Annotated in this window: 19 protein-coding genes and 1 pseudogene; all 20 read left to right on the top strand. The window is 35.4% G+C overall.

Features of this window, described 5'->3' with window-relative positions; translation table 11 throughout:
* Window positions 1-9 precede the first annotated feature (9 nt).
* The 20 genes and pseudogenes from ACMZ6Z_RS00215 to ACMZ6Z_RS00120 all read left to right on the top strand — a co-directional run bounded on the left by ACMZ6Z_RS00215 (window position 10) and on the right by ACMZ6Z_RS00120 (window position 16545).
* Window positions 10-807, top strand: coding sequence for a phage antirepressor (locus ACMZ6Z_RS00215; RefSeq protein WP_416130650.1), 798 nt, complete (start codon window positions 10-12; stop codon window positions 805-807).
* On the top strand, window positions 800-1177 hold the full coding sequence (locus ACMZ6Z_RS00210) for a hypothetical protein (protein ID WP_416130649.1): 378 nt from the start codon (window positions 800-802) through the stop codon (window positions 1175-1177). Before ACMZ6Z_RS00215 ends, ACMZ6Z_RS00210 begins: the two co-directional genes overlap by 8 nt.
* Window positions 1168-3414, top strand: coding sequence for a phage/plasmid primase, P4 family (locus ACMZ6Z_RS00205; RefSeq protein ID WP_416130648.1), 2247 nt, complete (start codon window positions 1168-1170; stop codon window positions 3412-3414). Before ACMZ6Z_RS00210 ends, ACMZ6Z_RS00205 begins: the two co-directional genes overlap by 10 nt.
* A 205-nt stretch (window positions 3415-3619) precedes the next feature.
* Complete coding sequence (locus ACMZ6Z_RS00200; RefSeq protein WP_416130647.1) at window positions 3620-3898, top strand: VRR-NUC domain-containing protein; 279 nt, start codon at window positions 3620-3622, stop codon at window positions 3896-3898.
* Window positions 3899-3929: 31 nt separating this feature from the next.
* Window positions 3930-5280, top strand: a pseudogene (locus tag ACMZ6Z_RS00195) (SNF2-related protein).
* 43 nt (window positions 5281-5323) lie between these two features.
* Complete coding sequence (locus tag ACMZ6Z_RS00190) at window positions 5324-5734, top strand: hypothetical protein (RefSeq protein ID WP_124748775.1); 411 nt, start codon at window positions 5324-5326, stop codon at window positions 5732-5734.
* 131 nt (window positions 5735-5865) lie between these two features.
* The gene (locus ACMZ6Z_RS00185; protein WP_416130646.1) at window positions 5866-6228 is read left to right on the top strand and encodes an HNH endonuclease; all 363 of its coding nucleotides are present in this window, start codon (window positions 5866-5868) and stop codon (window positions 6226-6228) included.
* A gap of 127 nt (window positions 6229-6355) precedes the next feature.
* Window positions 6356-6934: a P27 family phage terminase small subunit gene (locus tag ACMZ6Z_RS00180; RefSeq protein ID WP_185690664.1), complete on the top strand. Its 579-nt coding sequence runs from the start codon at window positions 6356-6358 to the stop codon at window positions 6932-6934.
* A gap of 2 nt (window positions 6935-6936) precedes the next feature.
* Window positions 6937-7719: an S-adenosylmethionine synthetase N-terminal domain-containing protein gene (locus ACMZ6Z_RS00175; RefSeq protein WP_416130645.1), complete on the top strand. Its 783-nt coding sequence runs from the start codon at window positions 6937-6939 to the stop codon at window positions 7717-7719.
* 9 nt (window positions 7720-7728) lie between these two features.
* Complete coding sequence (locus ACMZ6Z_RS00170; RefSeq protein WP_124748771.1) at window positions 7729-8970, top strand: site-specific DNA-methyltransferase; 1242 nt, start codon at window positions 7729-7731, stop codon at window positions 8968-8970.
* Window positions 8963-10405 carry a DNA (cytosine-5-)-methyltransferase gene (gene dcm, locus ACMZ6Z_RS00165; RefSeq protein WP_408126682.1) on the top strand — a complete coding sequence of 481 codons (1443 nt, stop codon included), beginning with the start codon at window positions 8963-8965 and terminating at the stop codon, window positions 10403-10405. Before ACMZ6Z_RS00170 ends, dcm begins: the two co-directional genes overlap by 8 nt.
* 88 nt (window positions 10406-10493) lie before the next feature.
* Window positions 10494-10685: a DUF6900 domain-containing protein gene (locus tag ACMZ6Z_RS00160; RefSeq protein WP_124748769.1), complete on the top strand. Its 192-nt coding sequence runs from the start codon at window positions 10494-10496 to the stop codon at window positions 10683-10685.
* On the top strand, window positions 10675-10887 hold the full coding sequence (locus tag ACMZ6Z_RS00155; protein ID WP_124748768.1) for a DUF4314 domain-containing protein: 213 nt from the start codon (window positions 10675-10677) through the stop codon (window positions 10885-10887). The genes ACMZ6Z_RS00160 and ACMZ6Z_RS00155 overlap by 11 nt, the downstream gene beginning before the upstream one ends.
* 81 nt (window positions 10888-10968) lie before the next feature.
* Complete coding sequence (locus tag ACMZ6Z_RS00150; RefSeq protein ID WP_124748767.1) at window positions 10969-11214, top strand: hypothetical protein; 246 nt, start codon at window positions 10969-10971, stop codon at window positions 11212-11214.
* Entirely contained in the window at window positions 11215-11409 is a 195-nt protein-coding gene (locus ACMZ6Z_RS00145) for a hypothetical protein (protein WP_124748766.1), read from the top strand.
* 87 nt (window positions 11410-11496) lie between these two features.
* Entirely contained in the window at window positions 11497-13086 is a 1590-nt protein-coding gene (locus tag ACMZ6Z_RS00140; protein WP_185690663.1) for a terminase large subunit, read from the top strand.
* Window positions 13087-13167: 81 nt separating this feature from the next.
* On the top strand, window positions 13168-13383 hold the full coding sequence (locus tag ACMZ6Z_RS00135; protein WP_124748765.1) for a hypothetical protein: 216 nt from the start codon (window positions 13168-13170) through the stop codon (window positions 13381-13383).
* Window positions 13384-13446: 63 nt separating this feature from the next.
* Complete coding sequence (locus ACMZ6Z_RS00130) at window positions 13447-14703, top strand: phage portal protein (RefSeq protein ID WP_124748764.1); 1257 nt, start codon at window positions 13447-13449, stop codon at window positions 14701-14703.
* A complete protein-coding gene (locus ACMZ6Z_RS00125; protein ID WP_185690662.1) occupies window positions 14669-15376 on the top strand; it encodes a head maturation protease, ClpP-related in 708 nt (235 codons plus the stop codon). The genes ACMZ6Z_RS00130 and ACMZ6Z_RS00125 overlap by 35 nt, the downstream gene beginning before the upstream one ends.
* A gap of 5 nt (window positions 15377-15381) precedes the next feature.
* Entirely contained in the window at window positions 15382-16545 is a 1164-nt protein-coding gene (locus ACMZ6Z_RS00120; RefSeq protein ID WP_124748763.1) for a phage major capsid protein, read from the top strand.

Below are 16545 nucleotides of genomic sequence, written 5' to 3'. Positions count from 1 at the left end.
GTCATTAGGATGACGAAAATTCAAATTTTTTCAAACGATGAGTTTGGCAAGGTAAGAACCATTATGGTTAAAGGAAATCCAATGTTTATTGGAAAAGATGTAGCAGAGATTCTAGGATACTCGAATACTAGAAAAGCCTTATTGGACCATGTTGATGATGAGGATAAGACAGATGGGGTAACGATTCGTGACTCCATAGGTAGAGAACAAAATCCAATCATCATCAACGAATCAGGACTGTACAGTTTAATTCTTTCTAGCCACATGCCAAAAGCTAAAGCATTTAAAAGGTGGGTTACAACTGAAGTATTACCGTCTATTCGTAAAACAGGTATGTATGCGACTGATTATCTACTCGATAATCCAGACATTGCCATTGCAGCATTTACGGCATTAAAAAAAGAGAGGGAAAGAAACAAGACTCTGACTAAGACTATCGCCATTCAAAATCAGCAAATTGTTGAGATGAAACCAAAGGCTTCATATTATGATGTCATTTTAAGTAGTAATAATGCGATTCCCATGCGTACTCTTGCCAAAGATTATGGTAAATCAGCACAGTGGATGAATGCCAAACTGCATGATCTAGGTGTTCAGTTCAAGCAAGGTGATACGTGGCTACTTTATCAAAAATATGCAGCACTTGGTTATACCAACACAAAAACACATTCATTTACTCACCATGATGGCAGTCAAGGTGCAAAGGTTCATACCTATTGGACACAAAAAGGACGATTGTTTATTTATCAGTTACTAAAGTCAAATAATATCTTACCGCTTATGGAACAGGAGGCTTTCGATGAGTAAATCCATTAAAAAAATCATTAGTGAAAAACAACATCAGTTCAAACCGATAGTTTATATCTGTGCTCCATTTAGTGGTGATACGACCTTTAATACCAAACAAGCAGTTAAGTATGCGAAGTTTGCTTATGAGAATGGTGCAATACCACTTACACCACATCTACTATTTCCATTTTTAGATGACGGAAGTTTAGCAGACAGGCAGTCTGCATTATCTATGGATAAGATTTTTCTAGGGAAATGTCAAGAAGTCTGGGTGTTTGGAGATACGATAACAGATGGGATGCACCAAGAATTAGAAATATCTAAAAGAAGAAGACAAACAATTAGATATTTTACAAGTGAGTGCAAGGAGGAGCGTAAATGCAATTAACGATATATAACTCAAGTAGTCAAGGAAATGCGAAAAATTGTATTTATCCTAATCAGCACATCATAACAAATGAAAAAGAGCTCATAGACGTGGTCAGTTTTGACCATGTCTGTGCGAGCTTTAAAAATAATTATCGAAACAAAGATAACTTTTTAGAGTGCAACTGTGATGTGTTTGATTGTGATAATGACCATAGTGATGATCCCTCAGACTGGATCTATCCTGAAGATTATGAGTTCTTATTAGAAGGGGCAAGTTTTGCAGTAGTGCCTAGTCGTAATGATGGCAAAGTAAAAAACGGTAAATCTGCCAGACCAAGACATCATTTATATCTTCCTCATCGCATTTTTCACTCTGCTAATGAGTGTGAGGCTTTCAAGCAAAAAGTCTATGACCGATTTCCTTTTTTAGATGGTAATGCATTAGATGCCGCAAGATTTATCTTTGGTCATGCTGTAAGTGAGGTGATGTGGTTTGAAGGAAGTGTTGATATTGAAGATGTTATAGGAATTGACGAAGTTGATCATTTTGCACTATTAGATGATGAATCGATTACCATTCAATCTGGGTCAAGAAATGCGACTATGAGTCATTTAGCTGGAAAACTTATAAAGCGTTATGGAAGTACTGATGATTGTTTTGAACTTTTTATGAAAGAGTCAGAAAAGTGCAGTCCTCCACTTAGCGATAGTGAATTAAAAACAATATGGCATAGTGCGTGTAAGTTTGGAAGTAAGGTATCGAAGCAAGCTGGATATATCGAACCAGAATTATACAATCAAGAATTAAGGTTAATACCATCAGACTTTTCAGATGTAGGTCAAGCAGTCATTCTTTCAAGAGAATATGAGAGTAAAATAAAATACTCTCCAGCAACAGAATATTTAGTATATAACGGTAGTTTTTGGGAGGAGTCCTTACCTAATGCACAAGCCTTGTCACAAGAGTTAACAGAAAGACAACTCGAAGAAGCTGAGGTTGAAATCCAAAAATGCATAAAAGAATTAACAAGTCTAGGTGCGATGCCGCTTATCTTATCACTTGGTGAGAAAAAAGCTATGGATCAATTTAATGATAAGCAAAAAAGAGTATTCGATAAGTATAAAAACGCACTAACGTATCAAAAATATGCGATTAAAAGAAGAGATAGTAAGTATATTTGGTCTACTCTTAAAGAAGTAAGACCACTTGTTCAAATCGAACCTGTAATGCTAGACAGAAATGAGTTTCTACTTAATACTCCAACTGGAACGATAAATTTAATCAACGAAAATTTACAGAATCATAACTATCAAGATTTTATTACAAAACAAACAAGTGTAGCACCAAGTAATAAAGGCATGGATATTTGGAAAGAAGCACTAAATACATTTTTTACGGATAACCAAGAGCTAATCGATTATGTTCAGCAAATAGTAGGACTAGCTAGTGTAGGTAAAGTTTATGTTGAAGCACTTATTATTGCTTATGGAGAAGGTAGAAACGGAAAGTCTACCTTTTGGAACGTTATTGCAAGAGTCCTTGGAACGTATAGTGGCAATATCTCTGCAGATATGTTGACCGTTGGATGTAGACGAAATGTGAAACCAGAACTTGCTGAGGCAAAAGGAAAAAGACTACTTATTGCTGCAGAGCTTGAAGAAGGAATGCGTATGAATACATCCAATGTAAAACAGCTTTGTTCAACGGATGAGATTTTTGCAGAAAAGAAATTCAAATCGCCATTTAGTTATGTGCCTACTCATACATTAGTCCTATATACAAATCATCTGCCAAGAGTTGGAGCGTTAGATAAAGGAACTTGGAGAAGGTTAATCGTTATACCGTTTAATGCCAAGATTGAAGGGACTAGTGATATAAAAAATTATGCCGATTATTTATATGAAGAATGTGGTGGTGCGATTTTAAGTTGGATCATTGAAGGAGCAAAATCAGTCATCAGCTCTAACTTTAAAATTCAAAAACCACAAGTTGTGGAAGATGCCATTAAAGTTTATAAGGAAAATAACGATTGGCTTAATCACTTCATTGAAGAATGTTGTGAAGTGGATGTTTCAGCTACAGAAAAGAGTGGTGAGCTATATACTGAATATAGAGCATTTTGTTTACGAAATGGTGAGTTTACTCGTGGCACAGCTGACTTTTACGCTGCACTTGAAAATGCAGATTTTAAGCGTAAAAAGAATATGAAGGGTTCGTTTGTGTATGGACTTAAATTGAAATCGGAATTTGAATGATGGTGTATGACACTCATTTCAGTAGGGTTTTAATTTTTGTATTTTAACTTGAAATCAAAAAACTATTGTAACCCAGTGTCATAAATAGAAATATGACGGTATATGATAGTCTATTACATAACCTTATATAGGAATAGAAAAAATAAAGTATATATATTATATAGGTAAATAGGTATCATAGGCTGTCATAGGTTAGGAGAATACTATGTTAGAAAAAGAAATTGAAAGGCAGTTAGTCAAAAGCATTAAAGAAAAGGGAGGCTTATGCTTAAAGTTTAATTGTTTAAGCATGAATGGTGTTCCAGATAGAATCATTTTGATGCCGTTTGGGAATTTTTGTTTTGTAGAAGTTAAGGCTCCTGGTAAAAAGTTAAGACCTTTGCAGTTGAAACGTAAAAGTCAATTTGAAAAGTTAGGATTTGATGTTTATGTTGTTGATGAAATCACACGCATTGATGAATTGGTAGATAGGTTAACATCATGATGAGAAAAATAAAAGAAGGGGGTGATGCCAAATGAAGTTCAATCCACATAATTATCAAGCGTATTCAATTAATCATATTGTAATACATGATATATCAGCGTTATTTTTGGATATGGGCTTAGGTTGAGGGCAAAACGGTAATTACTCTATCAGCAATCAACGAGTTAATGTTTGATTATTTTGATGTCAGTAAAGTGTTGATTATTGGACCATTTCGAGTATCGATGACTACTTGGCCATCTGAAATCTCAAAATGGAGTCATCTTAAAGATTTAAAGTATTCTGTGGTAATAGGCAGCGAGAAAGAAAGATTAAAAGCATTAAAGATAAAAGCTGATATCTATATCATTAACCGAGAAAATGTTGACTGGCTAATTAATAAAAGTGGATGCCCATTTAATTTTGATATGGTTGTGATTGATGAGCTTAGTTCTTTTAAGTCTTATCAAAGTAAGAGGGTTAAAAGTTTACTTAAAGTCAGACCAAAGATAAAACGCATTGTTGGACTTACTGGAACACCAAGTAGTAATGGCTTAATGGATTTATGGGCTCAGTTTAGAATACTAGACTTTGGAGAAAGGCTTGGTCGATATATTAGTCATTACAGGAACACCTACTTTGTACCAGATAAGCGAAATGGAATGATCGTGTATTCCTATAAACCGCAAGCAAATGCTGAAGAGAGAATATATAAGAAAATTGAAGATATTACGATATCTATGAAAGCAAAAGACTACCTAAAGCTTCCTGAATGTATCATGAATGAAGTGGAAGTAAAACTTGATAAGAAAGAAAAGAAAGTCTACGACACATTAAAAGAAGAGATGATTGTATCCATCAAGGATACAGAAATTGATGCGATTAATGCAGCAAGTCTTTCAAATAAACTTCTTCAAATGGCAAATGGAACAGTCTATGATGAAAACAAAAACGCCCATACTATTCATGATAAGAAATTAGATGCACTTGAAGATTTAATTGAAGGTGCCAATGGTAAACCAGTCCTTGTAGCCTATTGGTTTCAAAGTGATAGAGATAGAATCATGAAAAGATTTAATGTTCGAGAAATCAAAACAAGTGAAGATATAGATCATTGGAATAAAGGAGATATACCCGTTGCACTCATTCATCCAGCAAGTGCAGGTCATGGACTGAATTTACAACAAGGTGGCTCGACACTGATTTGGTACTCGCTGACTTGGAGTTTAGAACTCTATCAACAAACCAATGCCAGACTTCATAGACAAGGACAAAAAGATACTGTGGTGATCCATCACATCTTAACCAAAGGAACGATTGACTTTGATGTGATGAAGGCACTAAAGAAAAAAGATAAAATACAATCGGCTTTAATGGAAGCAGTTAAAGCAAATCTTGAGTAGAGGTTCTAGAGAGAACTTACCTCAGAAATCTTGGAGGTAAGAGATGACATCAAAAGAATTTTTTAGATACTTAAAACAATTAGAAAACCAAATCGAATCAAAAAGCTATATGGCACAAACCTATAGAACACTTGCAGAAGGTTTAAGTTCACCCATATATTCTGATATGCCTAAAAAGGCAAGTAGAGAACTAGAACCCATGGCAAAAGCATTAACCAAAGCATTAGAAATTGAAGATGAGATAAAAGAACTAAAATTTGAACTTGCCAGTCAAAAAGCAAAAGGGATGGATGCAATATCAATGCTTGAGAAAGAGTATCAGATATTACTGATAAAAAGATACTTTGAAAAGAAGTCGTGGGGACAGATTGCAGCAAGTATGTATTATTCAGAACGATGGATATATAAGCTACATGGACTAGCACTAAAAGATTTGGATCAATTGTTCAGTTGAGTTCAGTTAAGTGCAGTCGAGTTCACTAGTATTCAGTAAGGACGCTATGATAGACTATAATTGTGAAAAAGTATAATTAAAACAATGCTCTGGTGGAGAAATCCGTCAGGGCTTTTTTATTGGAGGAAATTATGCCAACTAAACCTAAACGAGCATGTTCTTATCCAATGTGTCCAAAATTAACTGACGGAAGGTATTGTGAGGAACATCAAAAAAGAGAAAACAAACGATACGAGAAGTATGATAGAAATCCAATCGTTAGAAAAAGATATGGAAGTTCATGGTGTAAAGTTCGTGCAAAGTATGTAAGAACTCATCCTTATTGTGAGCTATGTTTTAAGGAAGGTAGGATGACACTTGTTGAAGAAGTGCATCATAAAGTTCCTTTATCAGAAGGCGGCACACATGATGAACATAATCTCATTTCTCTTTGTCAAAGCTGTCATGCAAGAATTCACGCCAAAGATGGTAGTCGTTGGAACAAAAAGAAATAGGGGTAGGGGGATAACAATCTCTAAACTAGATCACAAAGGATAACGGGCGCCTCCTGACACGCACAAAAACTCCTATTCAAAGGGGGGATATAAAAAATAAATCAGAAAGGAAGGTAAGCATGTAAGCATGGCAAAAGACGGAACAAATCGTGGTGGCAGACGTAGGAACACAGGTCCAAAACCACAAGCAGTTAATGAAAAAATACAACAAGGAAAATCTGTCAAGATTATGAACAATGACATACCCGATTTAGATATATCTGAATTAGAAGCAGTTGACCTACCAGAAGGTGTTGTTCTCGAAGGAAGTGTCATACCAAAGCCGAGTGATTACCTATCTACCAAACAAAAAAACGGAATGCCTCTAGGTGCAGATGCTATATATAAAGAAATTTGGTTGTGGTTAAAAGAGAGACATTGCGAAAAGTTGGTCAACAAAAGACTCATTGAATCCTATGCACAGGCTTTTGCTAGATACATTCAATGTGAAGAAGCCATTAGTACCTATGGATTACTTGGCAAACATCCAACAACTGGCGGAGTAGTTACCTCTCCGTTTGTTCAAATGTCGGTTCAATTTCAAAAACAAGCCAATCTATTGTGGTATGAAATTTACGACATTGTAAAACAAAACTGTACTGAAGTATTTGAAGATACAGGAAATGACATGATGGAACGATTACTTCGTTCTAGGAAAGGAATATAAATATGATTGAAAAAGTAAACCCATCGCATCCAGATAAGATTGCAGATAGGATTGCAGGAGCGATTGTTGATTTAGCATACACAAAAGAAGAAAATCCAAAGATAGCTGTAGAAGTGTTAATTGGGCATGGTAAGTGTTATGTAATGATTGAAACGACAGTGACACTTACGAAAAAAGAAATCACAAAAATTATTGAAAGAATCGCAGGGAAATTAAAATGCGAGATTACGCTTGAAAAACAAGATGTTCATCTATCTAATAATCAAAAAGGAAAAATTAGATGTGGGGATAATGGGATTTTTAAAGGTATGCCTATTACTGCTGAACAAAAGAAACTATCTGATATTGCAAGAAATATCTATCAAGAGTATCCATTTGATGGCAAATACATTTTAGATAATGACAAACTCATCATTTGTCAAAGCAATGTTTATACACAGTTTCTAAAAGTTAAGTATCCTAATGTCATTGTAAATCCACTAGGTGATTGGACAGGTGGACCAGATGTCGATACGGGTGCTACCAATAGAAAACTTGGAAGTGATATGGCAGATGGTGTAACAGGTGGTGGACTTCACGGTAAAGATTTATCTAAAGCCGATGTATCTGTAAATATCTATGCTTTTTTAAGAGCACAAAGATTAAAAGAACCAATGCAATTCTCATGTGCCATTGGTGACGATACCATTGACGGCATTCCTTATGAAGACATCGTAAATATCGCAAAAGAATATATAGACTCCATTGGTGGTTTTGAAAAACTAGCCGAGTGGGGTCTTTTTTAGAGGTGATTTATGTTAAAAGAAGCACAGTATTATTTAGCAAACATCAATGAATTAATTCCATATGTTAATAATGCAAGAACACATTCAGACACACAAATTGCACAGATTGCTTCAAGTATAAAAGAGTTTGGTTTTCTAAACCCTGTGATTGTCAGTGAAGATAATACCATCCTTGCAGGACATGGAAGATTTTATGCAGCACAGAAGTTAGGTCTTGAAAAAATACCTTGTATTAAAGAAAGCCACTTATCTGATGGTCAGAAGAAAGCCTATATCATTGCCGATAACAAACTAGCATTAAATGCTGGATGGGATAACGAACTGTTAAGTATTGAATTATCAGAACTACAAGGACTTGAATTTGATATGGATTTACTTGGATTTGATGATAAAGAACTCTCAAAGCTATTTGATGATGAAAAAGAGATTCAAGAAGATGACTTTGATGTAGAAGAAGAGCTTAAGAAAAAAGCAATCACAAAATTTGGAGATAAGTGGCACTTAGGAAAACACACTCTAGTCTGTGGTGATTCCACCAAAGAAGAAACATACAAAAAGCTTCTTGGAGATACTAAGGTTAATCTTGTGGTTACAGATCCACCATACAACGTAAACTACGAAGGTAGTGCAGGGAAAATTAAAAATGATGATATGGAAGATGGTGCATTTTATCAGTTCTTACTTTTAGCATTTACTCAAGCTGAAAAGGTTATGGCAAGTGATTCTAGTATTTATGTCTTTCATGCAGATACTGAAGGTTATAACTTTAGAAAAGCTTTTAGAGATGCAAATTTCTATTTATCCGGTACTTGTATTTGGAAAAAACAATCCTTGGTGTTAGGTCGAAGCCCATATCAATGGCAGCATGAACCCATTTTATTTGGTTGGAAGAAAAAAGGAAAGCACCAATGGTATACAGGAAGAAAAGAGTCAACCATTTGGGAATTTGATAAACCTAAGAAAAATGCAGACCATCCTACCATGAAACCAATTGAGCTTATTGCTTATCCGATTAAAAACTCAAGTATGACAAACAGTATCGTGCTAGATATGTTTGGGGGTAGTGGCTCTACACTTCTTGCAAGTGATCAGTTAGATAGAGTTTGTTATACGATTGAACTTGATGAGAAGTATTGTGATGTTATCGTAAAAAGATACATTGAACAAGTTGGAAGTTCTGATGATGTGTATGTCTTAAGAGATGGAAATAAAATACCCTATAAAGAACTTGTAGGTGATAACAATGACTAATCTAACCATGGGCAGTTTATTTTCAGGCTCTGGAGGATTTGAACTTGCATCACAGATGGTAGGGATAACGCCTATTTGGAACAGTGAAGTAGAGCCATTTCCTATTTTGGTAACTAGAAAAAATCTACCAAGGGTTAAACATTTAGGAAATATAAAAAAGATTGATGGAAGTAAAATAGATCCTGTTGATATCATTACATTTGGTAGTCCTTGCCAAGATTTATCTATCGCAGGAAAGCGTGAAGGGTTAGACGGAAGTAAGTCTAACCTTTTTTATGAGGCAATACGAATTGTAAAAGAAATGAGGGATAAGACGAATGGAGAAAAACCAAGATATATCATTTGGGAAAATGTGCCAGGAGCCTTTTCAAGTAACAAAGGAGAAGACTTTAGATGCGTCCTTGAAGAAATCTGCAAAATCAAAGAAGATAAAACATTTATCCCTAAAGCTACCAAGTGGTCAAACAGTGGAAGTATTGTGGGAAGAGAATTCTCTCTTTGTTGGCGAGTGCTTGATGCTCGGTATTTTGGAGTACCCCAAAGACGTAGAAGAATCTTTCTTGTCACAGATTTTAATGGACAACGTGCCGGAGAAATATTATTTGACCAAGAAAGCCTGTCAGGGGATATTAAACAGAGCGAAACTTCGAGGAAAGAAACTGCCAGAAGTTTTAGAAAGAGCACTACAATATGCTTAAATGACCATGGCGGAGAGCGAATGGATGTAACGAATGAGTACACACCAACTCTTAGGGCAAAAGGAAATAGAGCACCTTGTGTTTTTGAAAATCATGGACAAGACTCACGCTTTAACGGTCCTCTTGAAATAAGCCCTACAATTGGCGCAAATCTTGGTTTAGGTGGGAACAATCAGCCACTGGTAGTAAATGCCAAGACTTATGATATTCGCCTTACAAGCGAAAACACGAAAAACGTAAGGGCAAATATTTATGAAACAGATACTTCAAGAACCATTGATACTGGGGGAAACAATCCAGATAGAAATCAAGGTGGGCTTGCAGTAGTCTATTCAACAAGTAAGAATTCTCACCATACTATCGCAAATACCAATGAAGTGGGAACTCTAGTTGCAACTGATTATAAAGACCCACCAATTGTAAATGAGAGAAACTTTAAGGTAAGACGATTAACACCAACTGAGTGTGGAAGGCTACAAGGCTTTCCAGATAATTGGTGTGAAGATTTATCTATTTTAAATCCTACGACTGAAGAACTTAATTTTTGGAAAGATGTGTTTGAAGAGTATCGAATCATTAATGGTAAAATAAAATCAAAATCTGAAAAGCAAATTCGTAAATGGCTTTTAAATCCATATTCAGACTCGGCTCAGTATAAGATGTGGGGTAATGGAATAGCCCTTCCTTGTGTCGTTTACATTATGAAAAAACTTGTTACGATAAGTTCTAAAAGTTAAAAATGTTAGATGAAATATGCAGAAATAACTTGATAAATAAGTCCTTTAGAGTGATATATAGTGTAACGAAAAACACAGGAGAAAAACCATGAACAAAAAACTAGAAAAGAAATTATACGACATTGCAGCAAAACATAGTTACGCAGTTGAACACCGAGGAGATTTGAAAAGTCGACACAACGATGGTGATGATTTTTTAGACATGTCAGTGTGGGGGATTGAAAGGATGCTAAAAGAAGCATACGAATTAGGTAAATCAGATGGAAAAAATGAAAAGTAGAATTGAAAGTTTGAGGCTTGAGTACCGAAAAGGTACTCGAGTAAAACTTATCGAAATGAATGATAAATGGGCACCACCTGTTGGAACACTTGGAACAGTAAAAGGTGTTGATGATTTAGGATCACTGCTTGTTTCTTGGGATAATGGCAGTTCTCTTAGTGTAATTTATGGTGTGGATAAAGTTGAAAAAATAGTAGAATAATGCCGATATTTCTTTAAAAACAACTTGCTATTATTTTGATTATACGGGAATATACACATAACAAAAGCAAGGAGAACAACGATGAACAAACAAGAAGTATTCAAAGAAGCAACAATAAAATTACAAGAAAAGCAAAAAGCACTTTACGAAAGAGAGCCAGAAAGAAAACTTTATGATGAAGGAAAAATTGGCTGGAATGAATATGTAAAGCTTTCAATTAAAAGAGAAGAAGAATTAAGACTAGCCTACCAAGGAAATGAAAACTACGAACTTTATGATGCAGGACTTATTTCCTACGATGAGTTCTTAGCCTTGGAGGGAAAATAAATGACGCGTTTTGAAATAGACTACCTTGATGCAAAAGAAGGAAATGGCATAGAAGTGCTAAAGAAAAGAAAACAAGAACTCAAGGATCTAAAGCAAAAATTAAGTGTGTGTAAGAATGGATTTAGAGCACAGTGCTTAATGCAAGAAATCGAAATAAAAGAAAAAGAGTATCAGAAAATAGATGACTTATTTTAATAAAAGGAAATTGGGCGAATGCTCTTTTTCTCGTTAGCTGGGCCAGTAAGGTCTTTTTTTATTACCTAAAATTTGGGAGGGATAACTGTGAAATATAAACCAAGTCCGTTTAAGCAAAAAACATCTAAATACAACAAAGACTTAGCTGATTATGCGGTAAATTTCATTGAATGTTTATCCCATACTAAAGGAACGTGGGCAGGTAAACCATTCAAACTACTCCCTTGGCAAGAACAGATAATTCGTGATTTATTTGGTATTGTGAAAAAAGATGGGTATCGCCAATTTAACACAGCGTACATAGAAATCCCAAAGAAAATGGGTAAGAGTGAACTTGCAGCAGCTGTTGCACTCCTTCTTTGTTGTGGCGATTTTGAAGAACGCGCTGAAGTGTATGGGTGTGCTGCAGATAGGCAACAAGCGAGTATTGTTTTTGAAGTGGCAGCTGATATGGTAAGGATGTGTCCAGCATTAAATAAAAGAGTGAAGATCCTAGCTTCTCAAAAACGAATCGTATATCTACCAACCAATAGTTTTTATCAAGTGTTATCGGCAGAAGCTTATTCTAAACACGGTTTTAATATTCATGGTGTTGTCTTTGATGAACTTCATACTCAGCCTAACCGAAAACTTTTTGATGTTATGACAAAAGGCTCAGGAGATGCTAGAACACAGCCGTTATATTTTTTAATTACAACAGCTGGAACAGATACGAATTCCATATGTTATGAAACTCATCAAAAAGCAAAAGATATTTTAGAAGGTAGGAAAGTTGATCCAACCTTTTATCCTGTGATTTATGGGGCAGATGAGAGTGATGATTGGACTGATCCATTAACTTGGAAAAAAGCCAACCCATCACTTGGTGTAACTGTGCCGATTGAAAAGGTAAAAATGGCTTGTGAGTCTGCAAAACAAAACCCAGGAGAAGAAAATGCCTTCAGACAGCTAAGACTTAATCAATGGGTAAAACAAGCTGTCCGTTGGATGCCGATGGAAAAATGGGATGCCTGTTCCTTTGTTGTTAATGAAGAAGAATTAGAAGGTAGGGTATGTTATGGAGGCTTAGACCTTTCGTCAACAACAGACCTTACAGCTTTTGTATTAGTCTTTCCACCAGTTGATGAAGATGATAAGTATGTAATACTGCCATATTTTTGGTTGCCAGAAGATACCATTTCTCTTCGTGTAAGACGAGATCATGTTCCCTACGATATTTGGGAAAGGCAAGAAAAAATAGGCACCACTGAAGGAAATGTCGTTCACTATGCACACATTGAAAAATTTATCGAACGCTTAGGAGAAAAATTTAATATTAAAGAGATTGCTTTCGATAGATGGGGTGCTGTACAAATGGTTCAAAACCTAGAAGCGATGGGATTTACTGTTGTACCCTTTGGACAGGGGTTTAAGGATATGAGTCCACCAACAAAAGAATTAATGAAACTTACCTTAGAGCAAAAAATAGCACATGGTGGACATCCTGTTTTAAGATGGAATATGGATAATATTTTTATTCGAACAGATCCTGCAGGAAATATTAAAGCAGATAAAGAAAAATCAACAGAAAAAATTGACGGTGCGATTGCAACCATAATGGCATTAGATAGAGCAATTCGTTGTGGGAATGTGAACATTGAAAGTGTTTATGATAATAGAGGATTGCTTTTTCTTTAGGTTAAAGTCTATTAAATAATCGTAACAATAATGATAGTTTTATTTTTTGAAATTGTAGTAAGATTTTTATAGGAGGTTGATATGTTCCTTTATAAAATCAAAGAATTTCTACGAAACCATAATGATATAAACTCTTATGTTATGATTCAACAAATCATGCATCCTTTAATAAAGCTAACGACAAACATGGAAGATGATGAAAGCGAGGAGTTTTTAGAATTATACGACCATGTTATTGAAAAGATCGCATGGGATAATATTTCTAAAATATTAGGCAAACATAAGAGTGAAAACTAAATAAACTAAAAGCATCTGTCATTTGATAGGTGCTTTTTTGATGAGAAAAAGGAGATTGAAACGATGGGAATTTTAAGCGGCTTATTTAAATCTAGAGATAAACCAGAAAATAAACTAAGTCATAATAGCTACACATTTTTTACTGGACAGTCATCTAGTGGAAAACGAGTCAATGAAAGAACGGCTATGCAAATGACTGCAGTCTATTCATGTGTTCGCATTTTATCGGAAACATTAGCAAGTTTACCACTTCATGTCTATGAAACAACAGAAGTAGGAAATAAAAAAGCAACAAGTCATAGCTTATATCATCTACTACATGATGAACCCAATCCTGAAATGACAAGTTTTATTTTTAGAGAAACCCTTATGACACATTTATTACTTTGGGGAAATGCCTATGCTCAAATTATTAGGAATGGTAAAGGTGATGTGATAGGGCTGTATCCACTCATGCCAGATAAGATGAAAGTCGATAGGGATGAGCACAACACCATTTTTTATGAATATCAATCAGGTGATGGTAAGAAAGTCTTACTAACCACTCAAGATGTCCTTCATATTCCAGGACTTGGATTTGATGGACTGGTGGGTTACTCTCCTATTGCGATGGCAAAAAATGCGATTGGTATGTCTATTGCAGCAGAAGAGTATGGAGCAAAGTTTTTCTCAAACGGTGCAACACCGAGTGGTATTTTAGAACATCCAGGTACAGTTAAAAATGCTGAAAGCCTAAGAGAAAGTTGGATGCGTGGTTTTTCAGGGAGTAATTCTCATAAAGTAGCCATCCTTGAAGAAGGAATGAAGTACACGCCGATTTCTATTAGTCCAAATGAAGCACAGTTTTTAGAAACACGTAAATTTCAAATTAACGAGATAGCTAGAATTTTCAGAGTGCCACCTCATATGGTAGGCGACCTTGAAAAATCTAGCTTTTCTAATATTGAACAACAGTCGCTAGAATTTGTGAAGTATACCTTAGATCCATGGGTTATTCGATTTGAACAAGCCATCAACAGACGACTGTTAAAGGAAAATGAAAAATCAACATACTACGTGAAGTTTAATGTGGATGGTTTACTTCGTGGTGACTACCAATCAAGAATGAATGGTTATGCAGTCGGTAGACAAAATGGGTGGATGAGTGCCAATGATATCAGAGCACTTGAAAACTTGGATAAAATTCCCAAAGAAGAAGGTGGCGATTTGTATCTCATTAATGGGAACATGCTCCCACTAAAAAATGCAGGAGCATTTGCAAATATAAATAAGGAGGACAATACGAGTGAAGAAATTTTGGAACTGGAAGACCAAAAATGATAGTGAACATATTTTATTTTTAAATGGCACGATTGCTGAAGAGTCTTGGTTTGATGATGATATCACACCAAGGCTTTTTAAATCTGAGTTAGAAAACCACAAAGGAGATATTACCGTTTGGATTAACTCTCCAGGTGGGGATTGCATTGCAGCGGCACAAATTTACAACATGTTAATCGACCATAAAGGAGAAGTCGTTATTAAAGTTGATGGCATTGCTGCAAGTGCAGCATCGGTTATCGCAATGGCAGGTACAAAGGTATTAATGAGCCCTGTATCTATGATGATGATTCATAATCCAATGACGGTTGCATTTGGAGATAAAGAACAGATGAAACAAGCGATGTCGATGTTAGATGAAGTCAAAGAGTCCATTATGAATGCTTATGAAATCAAGACAGGACTTCTTAGACAAAAATTATCCAACATGATGGATAGTGAAACATGGATGAATGTGCATAAAGCGATTGAACTTGGTTTTTGTGATGGACTACTTGAAAGAGAAGAATCCGATATAGAAATACCAAATGTATCTAGTCAATATTCAAAGGTCGTTGTCGAAAACTCACTAAGAAAGAAGATAGCAGAAAAATGCCAAATCAATACAAAACAAGAAACTGTTAAGTCAAAGGACTTAATTGAAAGACTCAACTTAATGAAAAATTGGAGGTAAATAGTATGAGTAAAATTTTAGAAATGATTGAAAAAAGAAATAAAGCATGGGAAGGTGCGAAGGCTTTTGTTGAAGCCAACAAAGACAAAGACGGACTGCTTTCAAAAGAACACATGGATCAGTACCAACAAATGGAAGATAAGATTAAAAACTTTAGTCAAGAAATTGATCGTATGCAAAGGGAGGAACAAATGGAGAAAGAATTATCAAAACCAATTAATAAACCCATTACTGAAAAACCGCACCAGGACAAACACGAAAAGACAGGTCGTGCAAGTAAAGAATATAAAGATGGCATGTTAAAAGCACTTAGAACAAACTTTAAGCAAGTATCTAACGTGCTGCAAGAAGGTGTGGATGCAGATGGTGGTTATTTAGTTCCAGAAGAATATGATGAGCGTTTAATTACTGTTCTTGAAGAAGAAAATATTATCCGTAGCTTAGCAACAATCATTCAAACATCAGGAAATCACAAAATTAATATCGCAGGAACCTCTCCTGCAGCAGCTTGGATTGACGAGGGAGAGGAACTAAAATTCTCTGATGCGACATTTAAGCAGATGTTACTTGATGCGCATAAACTTCATGTCGCTATTAAAGTCACAGAAGAATTACTCTATGATAGTGCTTTTGATTTAGAAGACTATATCACAGAGCAATTTGGTAAAGCCTTAGCCAATGCTGAAGAAGATGCCTTCTTGAATGGTGATGGTAACAATAAACCAACCGGTATCTTTAATGAGACAAGTGGTGGTACGTTCTTAGATAAGGTATCTGCAATTAAAGCAGATGATGTGATTAACTTAGTCCATGCCTTAAAACGTCCATATCGTAAAAATGCAGTCTTTATCACAAACGATAAGACAATCGCGCAAATTCGTAAATTCAAAGATAGTAATGGCGCCTATATTTGGCAACCAAGCTATCAACAAGGTGAGCCCGATAGACTATTAGGTTATCCAGTTTATACATCAGCATTTGCACCAGAAAATGCGATTGCTTTTGGGGATATTAGTTATTACAACATTGGAGATCGTGGTTCACGTTCATTTAAAGCATTAACTGAGTTATTTGCAGGAAACGGCATGATTGGTTATGTGGCAAAAGAAAGAGTTGATGCGAAACTTATTGTAAAAGAAGCAGTTCAAATTTTAAGTGTTCAAGGCTAG

The sequence above is a fragment of the Streptococcus pluranimalium genome, from assembly GCF_047785705.1.
Classification (GTDB): Bacteria; Bacillota; Bacilli; order Lactobacillales; family Streptococcaceae; genus Streptococcus; species Streptococcus pluranimalium_A.
The sequence above is the reverse complement of the archived record's forward strand: the minus strand, read 5'-3'. Positions and strand labels throughout refer to the sequence as shown.

Bases quoted from the DNA above. Each gene is read 5' to 3' on its own strand.
- dcm (WP_408126682.1), top strand. From the start codon at position 8,963: ATGACTAATCTAACCATGGGCAGTTTATTTTCAGGCTCTGGAGGATTT.
- ACMZ6Z_RS00215 (WP_416130650.1), top strand. From the start codon at position 10: ATGACGAAAATTCAAATTTTTTCAAACGATGAGTTTGGCAAGGTAAGA.
- ACMZ6Z_RS00120 (WP_124748763.1), top strand. From the start codon at position 15,382: ATGAGTAAAATTTTAGAAATGATTGAAAAAAGAAATAAAGCATGGGAA.
- ACMZ6Z_RS00180 (WP_185690664.1), top strand. From the start codon at position 6,356: ATGGCAAAAGACGGAACAAATCGTGGTGGCAGACGTAGGAACACAGGT.
- ACMZ6Z_RS00160 (WP_124748769.1), top strand. From the start codon at position 10,494: ATGAACAAAAAACTAGAAAAGAAATTATACGACATTGCAGCAAAACAT.
- ACMZ6Z_RS00185 (WP_416130646.1), top strand. From the start codon at position 5,866: ATGCCAACTAAACCTAAACGAGCATGTTCTTATCCAATGTGTCCAAAA.
- ACMZ6Z_RS00130 (WP_124748764.1), top strand. From the start codon at position 13,447: ATGGGAATTTTAAGCGGCTTATTTAAATCTAGAGATAAACCAGAAAAT.
- ACMZ6Z_RS00155 (WP_124748768.1), top strand. From the start codon at position 10,675: ATGAAAAGTAGAATTGAAAGTTTGAGGCTTGAGTACCGAAAAGGTACT.
- ACMZ6Z_RS00210 (WP_416130649.1), top strand. From the start codon at position 800: ATGAGTAAATCCATTAAAAAAATCATTAGTGAAAAACAACATCAGTTC.
- ACMZ6Z_RS00205 (WP_416130648.1), top strand. From the start codon at position 1,168: ATGCAATTAACGATATATAACTCAAGTAGTCAAGGAAATGCGAAAAAT.
- ACMZ6Z_RS00145 (WP_124748766.1), top strand. From the start codon at position 11,215: ATGACGCGTTTTGAAATAGACTACCTTGATGCAAAAGAAGGAAATGGC.
- ACMZ6Z_RS00200 (WP_416130647.1), top strand. From the start codon at position 3,620: ATGTTAGAAAAAGAAATTGAAAGGCAGTTAGTCAAAAGCATTAAAGAA.
- ACMZ6Z_RS00150 (WP_124748767.1), top strand. From the start codon at position 10,969: ATGAACAAACAAGAAGTATTCAAAGAAGCAACAATAAAATTACAAGAA.
- ACMZ6Z_RS00175 (WP_416130645.1), top strand. From the start codon at position 6,937: ATGATTGAAAAAGTAAACCCATCGCATCCAGATAAGATTGCAGATAGG.
- ACMZ6Z_RS00135 (WP_124748765.1), top strand. From the start codon at position 13,168: ATGTTCCTTTATAAAATCAAAGAATTTCTACGAAACCATAATGATATA.
- ACMZ6Z_RS00190 (WP_124748775.1), top strand. From the start codon at position 5,324: ATGACATCAAAAGAATTTTTTAGATACTTAAAACAATTAGAAAACCAA.
- ACMZ6Z_RS00170 (WP_124748771.1), top strand. From the start codon at position 7,729: ATGTTAAAAGAAGCACAGTATTATTTAGCAAACATCAATGAATTAATT.